Source organism: Halegenticoccus tardaugens (assembly GCF_004116405.1).
Classification (GTDB): domain Archaea; phylum Halobacteriota; class Halobacteria; order Halobacteriales; family Haloferacaceae; genus Halegenticoccus; species Halegenticoccus tardaugens.
The window spans coordinates 48250-63487 of sequence record NZ_SDIC01000005.1 but is presented as its reverse complement, the minus strand read 5'-3'; the positions used below and the strand labels follow the sequence as shown (position 1 = coordinate 63487).

The following is a 15238-nucleotide window of genomic DNA, read 5'->3' as shown; positions in this document are numbered from 1 at the left end:
CAGCGTCCCCAGAAATCGAAGACTTTTAGGGTGCGAACGAGACGCTGCGCGTCTCGTCAACGTCACCAGAAGCCTACGGCTTCTGGTTGGCAGCAAGAATGCGGAAGCGTTCTGGCGACGCCCGCACAGTTTTCATGCATGCTCGGTAGCAGGTCCGCAGGCCCACGCTATCGATAGGCTTAACTATATGGAAAACATATAGATCAGTAATGGATCGGTACGAAACCGACAATGCCGAAGAAGTCCTCGACCGAACCGTGAAACCATTCGGGAGCGGTGGTGCTCACATCACCGTCCCGAAGCGATGGATCGGTGCCGAGGTCAAAGTCGTCCGCATTTCCGACCCCGATCCAGCCGACGAATAGGCTCTGCGCTACAACTACCGATATAGGCTCCATCCGTCCAACGCCCTCCGTGAGACGTTGGATCGACACCGCGACCTGTACCGGCAAGTGATTAACCACTTCCTCCACCGACTCAACCGTGTTGACAGGACGACGAAGTACGGCGAGATCAACCAACTTCCATCGATCAAAGAGTGGTGGTCTGACCTTTTCGACTTGTACTCTCGGACCCTTCAGAACGTCGTCGAGCGGTTGTATTGCAACCTCTTACGGCTCAAAGACGTAATGGATAGCGGTCGGAAGGTCGGCTTGCTCAAGTGGAAAGCGCCGAACGAGTACCGATCGTTCACGTACCGACAGTCCGGCTTTGGACTCAAGAGCACGAATGGCCGGACCGTCCTACGCCTTTCAAAGATCGGAAAAATACCTGTTCGGCTCCACCGCGAACTACCCGCCGACGCCGCGATCAAACAGGTGACGGTGAAGAAAGAACCGACCGGCGAGTGGTTCGCCGTTCTCGGACTCGAAACCGAGAACGACGCACCGCCGAAACCCAAGAACCCCGAGAAGTGTATTGGAATCGACGTGGGTATCTTGAAGAACGCCCATGACAGCGACGGCATCGCCGTCGACGGTCCCGACCTTTCCGACGAACGCGAGCGGTTGGAACGCGAGCAACGGAAGCTCTCGCGGAAATAACACGGGTCGGCGAACTACCGCACCCAACAGCGGATCGTCGCCCAACGTCATGCCACCCTGAAGCGAAAGCGCCGCGATTTCCTGCACAAACCCTCGAACTACTACGCTCGGGAGTACGACTTTGTGGCGGTCGAAGACCTTGATGCCAAGGGCCTAATGGAACTCCCGTCGAACAGCCGAAACCGCGCCAGGGCGGCATGGGGGACGTTCCTTTCGATGCTTGAATACAAGTGCGACAGCGAAGGGACGCACTTCGACGCCGTCGATCCACGCGGAACGACTAAGGAGTGTGCGTCCTGTGGTGTTTCAACCGACAAGCCACTGTGGATGCGCGAACACTCGTGTCCCTCGTGCGGATTCGAGGCGGGCCGGGATCTCAACGCAGCGTACAACATCCTTGCTCGCGGACTTGATCAAGTAGGAGTGGTTCACTCCGAATCAACGTCCTCAGAATCGCGGTGCGATTCTGATGGGCTGCGAAAATCGTGTAGCGATTTTCGAACGCCTGTGGAGACTGCGCTCCCTCTGGAAACCAACTCGGTTCCTGCAAAGCGCGTCATCGAAACAGGTAGCCCCGTTCTCAGCGAGGCCGCAAGGCCGAGCAGGGCGGAGTAGTTCACTGACAGACACAATCGTTATCTCACAGCACGGAGTGAATAGCAATAGTATGCTCGGCAATATATATATAGTAGGTAAACTCCCGGTTTCTGTCCCAAAGGTCGGTGCGAACGGTTGTTCAATCGTTTCCGGATGTAGCGGAGTAGAGCTGGTTGAAGTCCTTGGGCTCACAGTTTGGATGGGAGTACTCTGTCTCCTTGTAATTGGGACGCTCAGTTCGATTCCGGCAGCGCAAACACTTGTCGCTAACGAACGAAGAAAGACAAGCGATGAACTGCGAGCGTTTGATACATTTATTGAGCGAGTGAAGTCGCTGTCACCGACGACGCCGTCTACATCGCCTGACGGTGTTCACCTCCGCGCTGAACAACCGCAAGATGGAGACGGCATCAACCGTGTTCAACAGGCATATCGAGAGACGATTATGGCAACCCAGCATTACTCTGATGAGTACGACGAATCCTTATCGACGAATCTTCGCAACGAGTTTTCGGATGAAATCGCCGTTGCCGTAACTGAAAGCGACGGTTTTACACCACAATTGAAACAGGCACTTATACAGAAAGGGATTAACTCACGTGAGGAACGTGAGGCCTTATTACAAGCGATAGACGCCGAAGCCGACACGTTGAAGACTGCCCGACAGTCACTCCGTCAGCACATTCGGCAATGCAAGACGATTCGATCACAGCAATTTGAGGCACGTCCATACAACGAACTTATTTCAGCATGGCAACGCCTTGACGCACTCGAAAGAGAGTGTATCGACTGCTTGAATAACCGACAGCAGTCAATTCACGACGGCTATCCAGTCGGCTATCGTCGACTGAGTAGCGAGATGTTTCACGCGTACCTCTATAAAGATCTTGACGTCACATATCCTGTTCTGGTGGACGGAACACGCGTCATTGAACACATACAAGATGCCAAGCGAGAAATAACGCGATTGATCACAAGAAGAGTGTGAATCAGGTGTCAGAAAACTTGCCGAAGAGATTGGTGAACACGCAAGCTTGATGATCGAGAAGCGCGGGAGAGGAGTATTTCTTTTCAAAAATGAGGGCCGCAAACTAATTTTCTGCTATCCGAACTGCATTATATCCGCCGTGAGATGCAAGTCTCATGGCCCGCATCGCCTTTCATTTAACAATTAAAGATGAACAACAAGATGCCTATCGTGAAGCACATCAACACGTCTCAGATGAACTGGAACGAGCATACCTTGACTCTGATGCCGGACTACAAACGTACAGCGTGTTTGAGAAAGAAGGTCACGTTTTCGGATTTATGGAAGTAGACAAGCCGAATGTGATACAAGATATAATGGAAAACAGTGATGCGCAGGCACAGTGGGACGAAGTTATGGAGCCTATTCTCACCGATGAGGACGTAATTTGGCTAGATGAAGTCTATAGAATGATCTAGAATCACCTAAGTCGAGTATGTGAATCAGATACGCCGGGGGAGCAAAGGTGAACAAGGCTCAAGTCAACCATTGAACCGCGTTTTGAAGCAGTCGACGATAGTGCTCATGTTCAAATGCTTCCTGAGTATGGCCAAGTGAAGCGTAACAGACGCTTCCCTCACCATACGAACGTATCCAAACAACAGGATACGCGTCCAAATCTGGGTGATCCATGCGAGCCAGGATATGGATAGACGATTCGTCGTAATCAACACAGTAGGGCTCGTCGAATACCTCAATATCGTCAACACCGTCGGTAATCGGATGATCGTCGACAATCAGTACACGGAACGGTGACTGCTCAGGGTGATCAAGAAAATGACCGCCAAGTAGATCGCGGAATTCAGGAATCGGCTCATCTCGTTTTTTAATACCACCATCCCCGTCGGACGTACTTGTGATATCCGCCGCGCAATGTATACCGAGATAGCCGCCACCGTGTTTGACGAACTCAAGAAGGCTCTCCTGTTGAGCTGGCTTAAGCGTACTGTCAGTGAGATAGTCTATGAGGAGGTCATACTCGGAAAGCTCAGAGAGCACGTCTCGATTGGTTGTTGTATCGAGTAAGATGCCATCGCCAAGTGCAGCTTCGATATACGGAGCCATCTCGTCAAACGTGTGGAAAGGAAACGTGTTCTCACCTATTAGAAGTACGGTTGATTGTGCCATATCTTCTTCACTATTGGTATAAGGCTAAATACGTTTCGTTCCTAACAGTCAAATCCCACTATAATATACAATCAAATAGTTATTAAATCATCTACTTCGATCTAGATCTGAATCTCGGTGGTGGGGGCTTCGCGTTCAGGCCTGATCAGACTGCATACTTGTACGATGATTCCTCTAATGGCCGAGGGCACCTTTCGTTCGTACTCCCAACAAATGACGTTAGCGGCCTACTCGGACAGAAACCTGCAACGTCCAATGTTTGTCAAAAAGGAACTGCACTGGATACAACAGGTAGGGTAACATTCTGTCCGACATGGCCGGATACAAGGTTCTTCACCGGTAGTGATAGTGGTTCTTGGCACCAATGCATGACAGACTTGGGGGCGTGACGGAATACGTCTGTTCGGATGTTTACCTAGCCTCCCGTTTGTAAGTCCAAACTGGGCTGAATCATTGGGTTTGCTCCGCCATTAGGATACCGAATGGTTGATCGTCCGGTAATATCGGTCAAACGTCGCAGAGAGAGCCGGTCAGATTTGTGATTTTCACCGATTATCCTACTTCCAACGACACGGACTTGAGGGCCGCCGATTGACATCCTCCGCCTTCAGGGAGATTATATCAATCAGATGCTAGGAGCTGATCACAGAGAATCGTCTGATTTAGTTCTCCGACCGTACAGTGTCAATCACGCCTCGGAGATACCCGACGGTGAACCCCCGAGCGCGGTGTCGCCAGTCGTCGTCGCCGACCATCTTCGGGACGTGATCAGGGATGACGACGCCGTCGAAGCCGATTTCGTAAAGCGTCCGGACGGTTTCGCTGGTATCGAAATTTCCTTGATCGACGAACGTCTCGTTGAATCGCGGGACAGTCCCTTCAACATCGCGGAAGTGAATGAAGATTATCTGGTCGCGCTCGCCGAACCGACGGAGCACTTCGTGTACATCTTCGCCCATCTGTGAGAAACAACCCAAGCAAAGCTTCAGTCCGTGGTTGTCGCTCGACACCAGGTCCATTGCGCGCTCGAAGTTCTCGACGTTTCGGAACAGGCGTGGAATCCCTCCGAGCGATTTGAGGACCGGCGGGTCGACCGGATGCAGCGCGAGGTTGACGCCCGCTTCCTCGGCGATGGGCAGGACACGTTCCAAAAACGTCCTGTAATGTTCCCAGAACTCGTCTTCGGTGTACGCCCGATCGAGACCGGGTGCCAGGTCGTCCGGACCGTCGAGTTCGTCGAGGTCGAAGGCGGTGCCAACGGCGCCGCCGCGGAGTTCGACCGGTGCGGTCCGCATCGGAACCACCCCGCGAGGGTTCCACTGATAGCCAAGAATGGGGATGTCCGCCTCACCGAGATTGCGCACGAGCGTCGTAATCTGGTCGAGCGCGTCGTCCGCCCCCTCGCGTCCGAACATGATATCCCCGTACAGCGAGTACGGGAGCGACTGAATGCCGGTAAGGGAGAGTCCTGCGTTTTCGACGCGCTCTCGGGCGGCGTCGAGATCGGCGACGGTGGGTATTGTGTCCCGGCCGATGGAGAGTGTGGCGGTACTGTCTCGATCGTTGAACTCGTCCGGCTCTTCGTCCGTGTCGGCGTGGTCGACGAAGATGTCAGTTGCACCTAGTTGTCTGATGTACTGGAGTCGCGGTTTCGAGAGCGCCCGCGTCCGAACGCCGACCCGAACGGTCGCGTCGGTGGTCGTCTCGACTGTCGCAGTGCTTCTAGTCATGAATAGCCATGTTCACTAGAGGACTAAATACTGTGGGGTTGGCGTCCTCTCGCACGTGGGGTTTCACAGTCTGTTTAGCCGGGGGCGTGAAGTGCCCGCCTTTTTCGTCTACAATGAGGAGTACTTAGTGTTGAGTTCGATGACGTTCGCGGTCTCCTGCACGAGTTCGGCGAATTCGCGTTCGAGACGCTCGTGAGTGAACCGACGTGACGGACCGGTGATACTCACGGCACCGAACACATCGTCTCCCTCCATAACCGGCGCCGCGACGCACCGTACTCCTTCGAGATTCTCCTCATCGTCGAGGGCATATCCCCGCTCACGCGTCCGTTCGAGCTCCTCGAATAGCTCGTCCCGGTCGGTTATCGTGTTCGGCGTCCGTGCGGGGAGTCCCCGTTCGCGAATGATTTCGTCGACACGCTCCTCGGGAAGGTGGGCGAGAATCGCCTTCCCGAGCGACGTAGAGTGGACTGGTGAGTGAGATCCGGGCCGCGACGCGGTGACGACCGCACGCTCACCGCTGGCCTTGTAAAGATATTTCACCCGCCCGTGTTCTTCGAGACCGAACTGAATCATCTCGACCATCTCCTCGGCGACCGAGTCCAGTTCGGCAGTGATGATGTCGTGGTTGGTTATCTGGTCGCGAACCTGCTCCGCGAAGCTCAGCAACCGAAGGCCGAACCGGTACTCATCGTTCTCTTTGATGACGATTTCGTTTTGCTCCAGAGTGGTGAGGTGGCTGTAGACCGTGCTCTTCGAGTGGCCGACGTGCGATGCGATCTCCGAGACACCTGCACCGTTGAGTGATTTGATGGCTTCCAGGATACGGTACGAAATATTCACCCCTCGTATCGTCCGCGGCTGTTGTGATGGTTTGTCGCTATCGGGGTTTGTGCTCATGCCCCGTACCACGTCGTCCCACTTACTTAATCCTGTTCCTCTAAGGGGAACAAGAACAGATCATGGAGCGGTCCGTTGGCGGAACAGTTTGAACCGTTTCGTCTGCCTCGCTGCAGTGGCTAGACGAACTCGGTTCGGGACCTCCCTCTGTGTGTAAACCGGTTATCGCGGTTGGTGCCTTGACTTGGCAGCGTGGCGCGAGCATACCAACATACAGAATGGAGATGCGCTTCAGTCCCAAACTGATTACCATACGTTCGCGTTTGGGGAACGACTGCGACGCCGTCAGCACCGCTCCCAGACCATGTGTTCCCATATCGAGAACGTAAGAGGAAACTGAACGTTATCCCTTATCGTCGTCCGCCTGACGAAGCGTTTACTATATGGCCGCACTACCGCACTGACGCATGAAGACCTACGACGTGAAGCGAACCGAGCGACCGGTTCCGCTCACCGGCGATATCGGCGGTACTCCCTGGGAAGACGCTGTCGTCGTCACGCTCAATGAGTTCAACTGGTACGAATCAGGTCCGAAACGAGAAGCCACGGCGAGAGTACTCTATGACTCTGAGGCGTTGTATCTCCTGTTTCACGTCGAGGACACGTCCATCTCTGCGACCACTACCGAATTGAACGGTCCGACGTTTGAAGATAGTTGCGTCGAGTTTTTTGCTACCCCTGTCAACTATCACCCGACCCACTACCTCAACTTCGAAGCCAACTGCTGCGGGACGTTCAAACTCGCGTGGCAGGAACGGGGATGGCAGGCCCGCGGACGTGACCGCGATCTTGTGACACCATCTCTCGCTGCTGATATGCAGGTAACGACATCCGAACCGGGGCCCACGCGCCGACCGACCACGGACGACGAATCGTGGTGGCTTGCCGCCAAGATTCCGTTCGCGATTCTGCATGCGCTTACGGGTCTTCCATTCACGCCCGATATGGGGTCCGTCTGGCGAGCGAACTTCCACCGTACGGGCGTCGAGACGCCATCACAGGAGGTCACCTGGAACCCAGTCGAAACGCACGAACCGAAGTTCCACAGCCCGGAGTATTTCGGACGACTTCGGTTCGGGTAGTCTTCCGCGACGCATCGTTGAGTGTACCGAAGCCGGATCGCGGTGCGCCGTCCATCGGACCTCGTCCTTCCGTCGTTACCGTTCGGCTTTGCCCCCACCGAAGGGCGCGCACGCCACCTCAATCGATTCGATATCGCTCGATTGCCGCTTCGTCGACATCGACGCCGAGTCCCGGACCGCGCGGAACGGAGATGGTACCGTCAGTCGGCTCAAGCGGGTCCGATAGGAGTTCCTCCCGCAGGGGATTTTCGCTTCGGTCGACTTCGAACAATTTGTGCTCAGGGAGGCTCCCCGCGTGCGGGTAGCTCGGAACGCTCGCGGCGAGGTGGAGCGCCGCTGCGAGGCCAACCCCACCGTTCCAGACGTGCGGTAGCACCGTAACGTTCTCTGTCGCCGCCAGTTTCGCGATAAACCGTCCTTCGGAGAAGCCGCCGCAGTGAGTCACGTTCGGCTGGACGATGTCTACGTGTCGACCGTCAATAAGTCGCTTGAATTCGAATCGGTTGAAGTGCGCCTCCCCCGCTGCGAGCGGGATGGTCGTGTACCGCTTGAGCTCGGCGTACCCCGAGAGATTCTCCGGCGGAACCGGCTCTTCTATCCAGGTGATGCCGTACGGCTCCAATGCCGCCGCTGCCTCGGCGGCTTGCTTCGGGCGATAGTTCCCGTTGAAATCAACCATGAGGTGTGCGTCGTCGCCGAGTATTTCCCGTGCGGTGGCGACGCGCTCCACGTCGTCCGCGACGTTCCGCCCGACCTTGATTTTCGCCGCAGTGAACCCCTCATCCGCCGCGGCTCGCATCGGTTCAGCCGGATCTTCGCCCCACTCGGTCACGTACATCGTCGAGGCGTAAGGAACCACCTCAGTAGGGTCGTCGTCGTCGCTAAGGAATGCTGACGCGCTGGACGTACCAAGGAGATCGGACACCGATCTCCCGGTCGCCTTCCCGAGGATGTCCCACAGCGCAATGTCGACGGCGCTCACAGCGCTGTGGACGAGCGGACCGCGTCCAAAGTGGTACTCGTCGACGTAGAGGTCGGCTGTGAGCGTCTCGACGTCGTATGGGTCCATACCTCGGACCCGCTCGGCAAGAACTTCGTCGACGACCGTTGCGACCGACCGGGGCGGCGCGAGTGCTTCCCCCCATCCGACCGTCCCGTCGGCCGTCTCGAGACGGACGAGCGTGGCCGACCGAAACTGCGTGAGTCCTCGTGAGCCACCGAACCCCCGCCCCTCGCCGAGTGAATGGGAGAGCGGAATCGCCGTTACCTGAATTGAGGCGCTAAGGTCCCTTCCTCAACGAGCGAGCGAAACGAGTAGGGAAGGGGAGACAGCGTTCACGAGAGCAAAGCTCTCGTGCGCGAACGAGACGCGAAGCGTCTCGTCAACGCCGCACAGTTCTCGAACACGTTCGACGCTCGGTCCACAGGCCCACCGCCACCTTTAAGTTGAAACAATGTGTAAACACAGGTGATGGACAGACACGAAATCGAAGGCCACGAAGTCATCGACGGGACGGCCAAAGCCACCGGCAACGGTGCTCACGTCCTCGTCCCGAAACGGTGGTGTGGAGCGGACGTGAAAGTCGTCCGCACGTCCGAATCTACCGACGAGTAGCACCTTCCGATGAACTACAACTACAGGTATCGGCTCCGACCGTCCGACGCCCTCGCAGAGCAGTTAGCATGGACTATCGATACCTGTAGACAGGTCTACAACCACTTCCTCCACCGACTCAACCGAAACGGCGACACCTCAGCGTACTCCGAGCAGAAGCTCTTGCCGGGACTCAAGAAGTGGTGGACCGACCTGAAACAAGTTCACTCGAAGGTTCTCCAAAAGGTCGTCCAACGGCTGTACGACAACCTCTCGACGCTTCGCGGACGGAAAGAGAACGGCTACCGTGTCGGGACGCTCAAGTGGAAGGCACCGGGCGAGTACCGCAGTTTCACCTACAGTCAATCCGGCTTCAAGCTCAAAAACACGAGCGGTCGGACAAAACTGTGGCTCTCGAAACTCGGAGAAATACCCATCACCTTCCACTGCGACCTCTCAGACGACGCCGAGATAAAGACCGTCACAGTCAAACGCGAACCTACCGGGAAGTGGTACGCCATCCTCGGCGTCGAGACACCTGACGACCCGCCCGAGAAACCAGAGAATCCCGAGGAGTACGTCGGTATCGACGTGGGGATTCTCAAATACGTCCACGACACCGATGGAATCGCCGTCGAATCCCTTGACCTGTCCGACGAACGCGAGCGGTTAGAACGCGCACAGCGCGACCTCTCTCGGAAGGAACACGGCTCTGCGAATTGGGAGAAACAGCAGAAGGTCGTGGCCGAGCGTCACGCCGAGTTGAAGAACAAGCGTCGTGACTTCCTCCACAAGTTGTCGAACTACTACGCTCGGGAGTACGACTTCGTGGCGGTCGAGGATTTGGACGCGAAAGGATTGGTCGAACTACCGGGCAACTCGCGGAACCGAGTGGGGGTGGCGTGGGGGACGTTCCTTCGGATGCTCGACTACAAGTGCGAACGCGAAGGCACGCACTTCGTCGCGGTTAACCCAAGAGAGACGACCAAAGAGTGCGCGGCGTGCGGTGTCTCAACCAAGAAGCCGTTGTGGGTCCGTGAACACTCCTGCCCCGCCTGCGCGTTTGAAGCGGATAGAGACGCGAACGCGGCGTGGAACATTCTTTCTCGCGGTATCAAGCAGATAGGAGTGGGACACTCCGAATCAACGTCCTTAGAATCGCGGTGCGATTCTGATGGGCTGCGAAAATCGCGTAGCGATTTTCGAACGCCTGTGGAGACTGCGCTCCCTGTGGATACGTCCGTATCTGCAAAGCGCGTCGTGGAAACAGGAAGCCCTCCCCTCAAGCGCGAGCCGTCAGGCGAGCGGGAGGGTGGGGTAGCTCACTGAACGAACTTCCATATTAATCCCTCCTCGACTCTATCACGATATATTCCCGTACCAGCGGGCCCCACCGTCCGCTGCACCCAGCGAATGCTAACTCTGACATCACGATTGCTCGGACTCATCAGACGTCGGCCGTTTCGATACGGTGGTACATCTCCTCGGCTCGCGCTCTGTCCTCCTGCGAGAGTTCGACCAGCGGTGGTCTGACCACACCACCAGTGAATCCGGCGAGTTCGAGGCCGTACTTGACCGCCGGGATGCTGATAGCTCCGTCGAAGGTATTATTTTGCCCGCGTTCGGTCCTAAACCGCTGATACTCGAGCGTTATATCGCGGATCTCCTTCGCGCGCTCGTAGTCGCCTGCTTCGAGCGCCTCCATGAGGGAGAGGCCGATTTCAGGGCGAAAGTTACTGACACCGGCTGTAAAGCCCTCCGCGCCTTCCATATAGAACTCGGGAGCGAGCGTCTCTGTGACCGCCACCCAGATCACATCGGTATCACCCGCGGAGATTGCCTCGCGGAACGTTACGATGTCGTCCAGTGCATACTTGATTCCGGCCACGTTGTCGATACGCGTCAGCGCCGCGAGGAATTCAACGGACGGGGAGAACCCACGAATGTAGGGGAGAACTCCCGTATCGGACACCTGCGCCAGTTCGCGGTAGTACCGCAAGAGCCCCTGCTCGTGTTTGTACGCGTGCATCGGCGGTATAACCATGATGCCATCGACGCCGACGCGCTCGAACGCCTCGACAAGTCGGGTAGCCGTCTTCAGGCTCCCTCCTGCACCCGCGAGAACGCATGCATCGTCCGCCAGCGCATCGACGCTCTCCTCGGTGACCATGATGCGCTCTTCGTGTGAGAGGGAGTGGTACTCGCTGATGTTCGCACAAGCGAGGAAGGTTCGGACGCCAGCGTCGTAGAGAGACTGCACGTTCGAACGGAGTGCGTCGTAGCGTATCTCCTTGTCTTCCTCACTAAACGGGGTGAGAATCCCCGTCGCGACATTGCGCAGACCGGTCTCTAACTGCGTTGGCCCTGGCTGCCGTTGCATGAAGTCATGACCTAAGGCAGTGCTAATAAATCCTCCGCACGCTTCAAGACTCTCGGCTCTTGTCTGCTCAGCTCTTGACGCCGCATATCGAGGCTACATCTTGGTCAGGGACCACAGCGTTCACAGAAATACAAAGCAGATGCCACGTGACACGACTCCAAGGTAGTTCACGGGGCGCCAACGGCATGATGTCGTCTGTATAGATAGACGGCGGAGATAACCGACGAGACGGCAACAAGGACGAAAAGTAGCGCCACCGGTGCGAGCGTTTCGTCACGCCCGACGGTTTGGATCACGAGGTACGCGAAGAACGTGACGCCAATACCGACACCGACGTACTGCCACCAACGCGGTGCCCAATCGACGTGCTCCCGGTTGACATATATGGCGTCCTTGAAAAGCGACGGGTACACAGCCACGCTGAGCAAGCTGGCCAAGGAGAGCACGACCCCCGTCAGGAGGTCCGACGGAGCGACTACCAGCCGCGCTGCGGCGAAACTGAGGTAGACTGTTACCACTACCCCGTTGACAACCTGTCCGGCGAGAACGTACCAGTACCTGCGTCCAGTGCGGGCACGCCCCGTGACGCTCGGATTTCGGGGTTGTTTTTCCATGGGCATGGTCTCACAGCACGGGCCTAAATTAGTTCCCTCTCGGGCGCCTCCATCCCTGTTTGGTTCTGTTGCCACCGTCCGCGCTTTTACGCTGACAGCGAAATCGGGCAGCCATGGAGTACCCCACCCTAGGGTCTACCGGGACCACAGTGTCCTGACTGTGTCTCGGTACCTGGCGTTTCACAAAGGGATCGAACGGCGTGGGTGAGACCGACCGTACGACGGCTCACGCTCTTCTCGATACGGTAGGAGCACGACATCAACTTTATTGACACCGCGAACGTTTGCGGGTCGCCCCTCGGCGAGAGCGAACGATACATCGGGAAGTGGCTCGTCGACCATGACCGAGAGCAGTTCGTTCTCACCCCGAAGGTGTATGGAGAGATGGACAGCAAAGGTCCCAATGGGCCAGGGTCTCTCTCGGAAACACATCTGAGCCCAAATCGAAGAAACCTCGACCGATTCAGGACTGACTACCTCAACCTCTACTATATCCACTGATGGGACGAGTACACGCCCATTCGTGAGACGCTTGCGACTTTCGACGATCTGGTTCACGAGGGGAAGGTCAACAACTCGGTGCAAGCATGATGGCCACGTATCGGCTAGCGACAGCGCTCTGGACCAGTGATGTCGGGGCCTCGAAAGATTCGAGCGTCAGCAGGAGCACTTTGGGATGCCTCACGAGCGGCGCTCCAGTATGGGCGGTCTCTGGGGTTTTTAGTGGCCGGAAAACGGTGTTGGGAGCGCTGTCGGGTCCGTCTCAGAGTTGGTCGGACATTTGAGACCACTGCTCGTGCAACTGCTTGCCAGCTTCCATCGGGTCGGTTTTGTCGTAGACGACGGCCTGACTGAGATCATAGAAGGAGTCCTCAACCTTACTCACGCTCCAAAAGCCGTAGGATTTGCCCGTCTTGAAAACGTCGTTGAATCCTGCCCAGTCGGGATTTTCGGTCTCTTCTGGTCCCTTCCACTCAATGTCTTTGTGCGCCGGCTGGTTGCCAGGGTCACTCTTGAGGAACATCTCGATACCTTCGGGACTGGTACCCGCTTTGATCGCCTCCCACGCTGCATCCTTGTTTTGGGAGTGCTTGTTCATGAAGATTGGCTTCACCTCCCTGAATGTCCCTTTTTCACCCCCCTCGATACGTGGGTTGTGTGTCACGGTGCTCGCACGGTAGTTCTCCATCGCCCCCGCGTTCGCATTATCTGACCCCTCTAATACGCCAGGGAGCCACGGACCGGTCGAGATGGCGAAATAGTCTCCATTCATGTACGAAATGTCGTGTTCGAGTGACCCGATACCACGCGCATTGGGGTTCGTGGCCGGCGGATCGGTCGCGTAGAACGGATCCCAGTAGTACTGTTTGAACACTTGACCCATGTCCTGTGGGCTAGCAACCAACTCCCACCCGTCATCCTTCGGTTCGAAGATGGTGTCGACTCGCTGGAAGAGGAACGAGAAGAACTCCTGGAGCGTCCGAGAGTTGCCCTTCTCAGTGGTCAGGGTAAAGCCGTACATGCCATCTTCACTTCTTGTAATCTCAGATGCCATCTCGATAAATTTAGACCAATCGTCCGGAATCCCACCGTACTCCTCTGCGATATCCTTCCGGTAAACGAAGCCGCGGCCGTTTCCGATGTACGGAAGCGCCCAGATCTCCCCTTCGTACTTCATCGTGTCGAGACCCGCGTATTTGTCCGCGTAATCGAGTTCGTTGACACGGTCTGTTAACGGTTCGATGAGGTCAGCCGTCACGTAGTCGCCTCGGTGGTTTGGCGTGGCCTCGACGACATCCGGAGTACCTGTCTTCGCACCCGTCAAGAACTTCTGTTTTATGCCGTCGTACCGCATGTCAGTGAAGGTAACTTCCACCCCGGCCTTCTCCTTGATGTGATTCTGCAGATCACTCACCTGTGAGTCCCACGCGTCGGTCCAGACCGTAATACCCTTGTTGCTGGAATCACCGTTGTTTCCGCCGGACTGGTTGTCTTTACCGGTACCGGTACAACCGGCAAGTCCACCAGCGGCGAGTGCGGTTGCGAACTGTATGTACTGGCGTCGACTGTAGCTATCTCTCTCCATGCTAACTCCAACCATACGTTATACATATATAAACATTATGTCGTTCAGATGTGATGATTTGAGAGGTCAACACTGCTCACGACTGTCGGTGCTCCTCGTGCTCATTCGAACGAAAGATGCGTCGGAACTCGCTATTCACCGTGCATTCCGCCGCTGGCGAGTCCCTCGACGATTTCGTTTTGCACTAGGGCGAACAACACGATGGAGGGAACCGCAGTGATGGTCGCCGCGGTGATGGTCGCACCCCAGTTGATGCTGTTTTGACTCTGGAACATGAAGAGACCGAACGGGAGGGTGCGTGTCGCGCCGCTCTGCGAGAGCACGGAAACGAAGAGGAAATCGTTCCAAGAGGTAACGAACGTGTAGAACGCCGCAACTGCAATCCCCGGGAGAGCGAGGGGAATGATGATATAGGCAAGCGTCTGGAGGTGCGAACAGCCGTCGATACGTGCGGATTCATCAAGTGCCCGTGGGATGTCGTCGAAAAAGCCCTTTAAGAGCCACAGCGCAAGCGGCAACGCTCGGATGGAATGTGCGAGAATTATCCCTATATACGTGTTGACGAGGGTGTACGAGTACATCATGAGGAAGAACGGGATGATGATGAGCGCCGGCGGGAGCATCTTCGTCGCCATGAAGCTCACGAGTATCGTCGCGCGACCGGGGTAGGAGAACCGACTTAACGAGTATGCGCCGAGGATACTGACGGACAGCGTCAGGGCGACGGTGCCGAGAGCGATGATCGTCGAATTGACGAACAGCTGGATGAACTGTGGGTTCGACAACACCTGTTCGTAATGCTGTAGGGTGAAGTACTCCGCCGGTGGAATGATAATAAGCCGGTTCGCCTGAATAATCTCTCCCGATTTGATAGTCGAGAGGGCAAGCCAGATGACCGGCACGAGGAACCAGACGAAGTACAGAAAGAGGAGTCCATACACCAAGAGTGCCCGTCGAGGGCTGGTGGTCTCGTCTACGTACTGCTCGACGTTTAGGTACTTACGGAACCGTCCAGGCGTATCCGGAGTGAGTTCCGGCGCTGTATCACTTGCCATGG

15 protein-coding genes and 1 pseudogene are annotated in these 15238 nt (G+C 56.3%); 8 read left to right on the top strand and 8 right to left on the bottom strand.

From position 1 onward, the window contains the following. Positions 1–209 precede the first annotated feature (209 nt). From C3L37_RS14415 to C3L37_RS14400, 4 genes and pseudogenes are all read left to right on the top strand, one after another. Positions 210–365 (top strand): DUF2080 family transposase-associated protein, encoded by a 156-nt coding sequence (locus tag C3L37_RS14415; protein WP_129115326.1) that lies wholly within the window; start codon positions 210–212, stop codon positions 363–365. Positions 366–368: 3 nt separating this feature from the next. Further along, a pseudogene (locus C3L37_RS14410) lies at positions 369–1658 on the top strand (RNA-guided endonuclease InsQ/TnpB family protein). Between the two features lie 52 nt (positions 1659–1710). After that, a complete protein-coding gene (locus C3L37_RS14405; protein WP_129115325.1) occupies positions 1711–2628 on the top strand; it encodes a DUF7260 family protein in 918 nt (305 codons plus the stop codon). Positions 2629–2783: 155 nt separating this feature from the next. Beyond that, a complete protein-coding gene (locus C3L37_RS14400) occupies positions 2784–3086 on the top strand; it encodes an L-rhamnose mutarotase (protein WP_129115324.1) in 303 nt (100 codons plus the stop codon). Between the two features lie 58 nt (positions 3087–3144). Here C3L37_RS14400 and C3L37_RS14395 read toward each other — a convergent pair whose 3' ends face one another. From C3L37_RS14395 to C3L37_RS14385, 3 genes are all read right to left on the bottom strand, one after another. Beyond that, on the bottom strand, positions 3145–3795 hold the full coding sequence (locus C3L37_RS14395) for a ThuA domain-containing protein (protein ID WP_129115323.1): 651 nt from the start codon (positions 3793–3795) through the stop codon (positions 3145–3147). A gap of 662 nt (positions 3796–4457) precedes the next feature. Then, positions 4458–5525: a mannonate dehydratase gene (locus tag C3L37_RS14390; protein ID WP_129115322.1), complete on the bottom strand. Its 1068-nt coding sequence runs from the start codon at positions 5523–5525 to the stop codon at positions 4458–4460. Between the two features lie 108 nt (positions 5526–5633). Further along, a complete protein-coding gene (locus C3L37_RS14385; RefSeq protein WP_129115321.1) occupies positions 5634–6425 on the bottom strand; it encodes an IclR family transcriptional regulator in 792 nt (263 codons plus the stop codon). 407 nt (positions 6426–6832) lie between these two features. Here C3L37_RS14385 and C3L37_RS14380 point away from each other — a divergent pair, with 407 nt between their 5' ends. Beyond that, the gene (locus tag C3L37_RS14380) at positions 6833–7507 is read left to right on the top strand and encodes a carbohydrate-binding family 9-like protein (RefSeq protein WP_129115320.1); all 675 of its coding nucleotides are present in this window, start codon (positions 6833–6835) and stop codon (positions 7505–7507) included. 118 nt (positions 7508–7625) lie between these two features. Here C3L37_RS14380 and C3L37_RS14375 read toward each other — a convergent pair whose 3' ends face one another. After that, complete coding sequence (locus C3L37_RS14375) at positions 7626–8780, bottom strand: mandelate racemase/muconate lactonizing enzyme family protein (RefSeq protein ID WP_129115319.1); 1155 nt, start codon at positions 8778–8780, stop codon at positions 7626–7628. Between the two features lie 198 nt (positions 8781–8978). Between C3L37_RS14375 and C3L37_RS14370 the strand changes: the two genes are divergently transcribed. Both C3L37_RS14370 and C3L37_RS14365 read left to right on the top strand, forming a co-directional pair. Beyond that, the gene (locus C3L37_RS14370) at positions 8979–9122 is read left to right on the top strand and encodes a DUF2080 family transposase-associated protein (RefSeq protein WP_129115318.1); all 144 of its coding nucleotides are present in this window, start codon (positions 8979–8981) and stop codon (positions 9120–9122) included. A gap of 9 nt (positions 9123–9131) precedes the next feature. Continuing rightward, on the top strand, positions 9132–10430 hold the full coding sequence (locus C3L37_RS14365) for an RNA-guided endonuclease InsQ/TnpB family protein (RefSeq protein ID WP_129115317.1): 1299 nt from the start codon (positions 9132–9134) through the stop codon (positions 10428–10430). 118 nt (positions 10431–10548) lie between these two features. On the opposite strand, the gene C3L37_RS14360 is transcribed toward C3L37_RS14365, so the two are convergent. Next, on the bottom strand, positions 10549–11481 hold the full coding sequence (locus C3L37_RS14360) for a dihydrodipicolinate synthase family protein (RefSeq protein ID WP_129115316.1): 933 nt from the start codon (positions 11479–11481) through the stop codon (positions 10549–10551). Positions 11482–11648: 167 nt separating this feature from the next. After that, positions 11649–12095 (bottom strand): hypothetical protein, encoded by a 447-nt coding sequence (locus tag C3L37_RS14355; protein ID WP_129115315.1) that lies wholly within the window; start codon positions 12093–12095, stop codon positions 11649–11651. Positions 12096–12353: 258 nt separating this feature from the next. On the opposite strand from C3L37_RS14355, the gene C3L37_RS25780 reads away from it, so the two are divergent. After that, positions 12354–12596, top strand: coding sequence for an aldo/keto reductase (locus C3L37_RS25780; RefSeq protein WP_394345799.1), 243 nt, complete (start codon positions 12354–12356; stop codon positions 12594–12596). A 262-nt stretch (positions 12597–12858) separates the two neighbouring features. Here the strand turns inward: C3L37_RS25780 and C3L37_RS14345 are convergent, their stop codons facing one another. Then, positions 12859–14181: a sugar ABC transporter substrate-binding protein gene (locus C3L37_RS14345; protein ID WP_164974757.1), complete on the bottom strand. Its 1323-nt coding sequence runs from the start codon at positions 14179–14181 to the stop codon at positions 12859–12861. Positions 14182–14312: 131 nt separating this feature from the next. Next, on the bottom strand, positions 14313–15236 hold the full coding sequence (locus tag C3L37_RS14340; RefSeq protein WP_129115313.1) for a carbohydrate ABC transporter permease: 924 nt from the start codon (positions 15234–15236) through the stop codon (positions 14313–14315). Positions 15237–15238: the final 2 nt, after the last annotated feature.

Bases quoted from the DNA above. Each gene is read 5' to 3' on its own strand.
- C3L37_RS14415 (WP_129115326.1), top strand. From the start codon at position 210: ATGGATCGGTACGAAACCGACAATGCCGAAGAAGTCCTCGACCGAACC.
- C3L37_RS14405 (WP_129115325.1), top strand. From the start codon at position 1,711: ATGCTCGGCAATATATATATAGTAGGTAAACTCCCGGTTTCTGTCCCA.
- C3L37_RS14400 (WP_129115324.1), top strand. From the start codon at position 2,784: ATGGCCCGCATCGCCTTTCATTTAACAATTAAAGATGAACAACAAGAT.
- C3L37_RS14395 (WP_129115323.1), bottom strand. From the start codon at position 3,795: ATGGCACAATCAACCGTACTTCTAATAGGTGAGAACACGTTTCCTTTC.
- C3L37_RS14390 (WP_129115322.1), bottom strand. From the start codon at position 5,525: ATGACTAGAAGCACTGCGACAGTCGAGACGACCACCGACGCGACCGTT.
- C3L37_RS14385 (WP_129115321.1), bottom strand. From the start codon at position 6,425: ATGAGCACAAACCCCGATAGCGACAAACCATCACAACAGCCGCGGACG.
- C3L37_RS14380 (WP_129115320.1), top strand. From the start codon at position 6,833: ATGAAGACCTACGACGTGAAGCGAACCGAGCGACCGGTTCCGCTCACC.
- C3L37_RS14370 (WP_129115318.1), top strand. From the start codon at position 8,979: ATGGACAGACACGAAATCGAAGGCCACGAAGTCATCGACGGGACGGCC.
- C3L37_RS14365 (WP_129115317.1), top strand. From the start codon at position 9,132: ATGAACTACAACTACAGGTATCGGCTCCGACCGTCCGACGCCCTCGCA.
- C3L37_RS14360 (WP_129115316.1), bottom strand. From the start codon at position 11,481: ATGCAACGGCAGCCAGGGCCAACGCAGTTAGAGACCGGTCTGCGCAAT.
- C3L37_RS14355 (WP_129115315.1), bottom strand. From the start codon at position 12,095: ATGGAAAAACAACCCCGAAATCCGAGCGTCACGGGGCGTGCCCGCACT.
- C3L37_RS14345 (WP_164974757.1), bottom strand. From the start codon at position 14,181: ATGGAGAGAGATAGCTACAGTCGACGCCAGTACATACAGTTCGCAACC.
- C3L37_RS14340 (WP_129115313.1), bottom strand. From the start codon at position 15,236: ATGGCAAGTGATACAGCGCCGGAACTCACTCCGGATACGCCTGGACGG.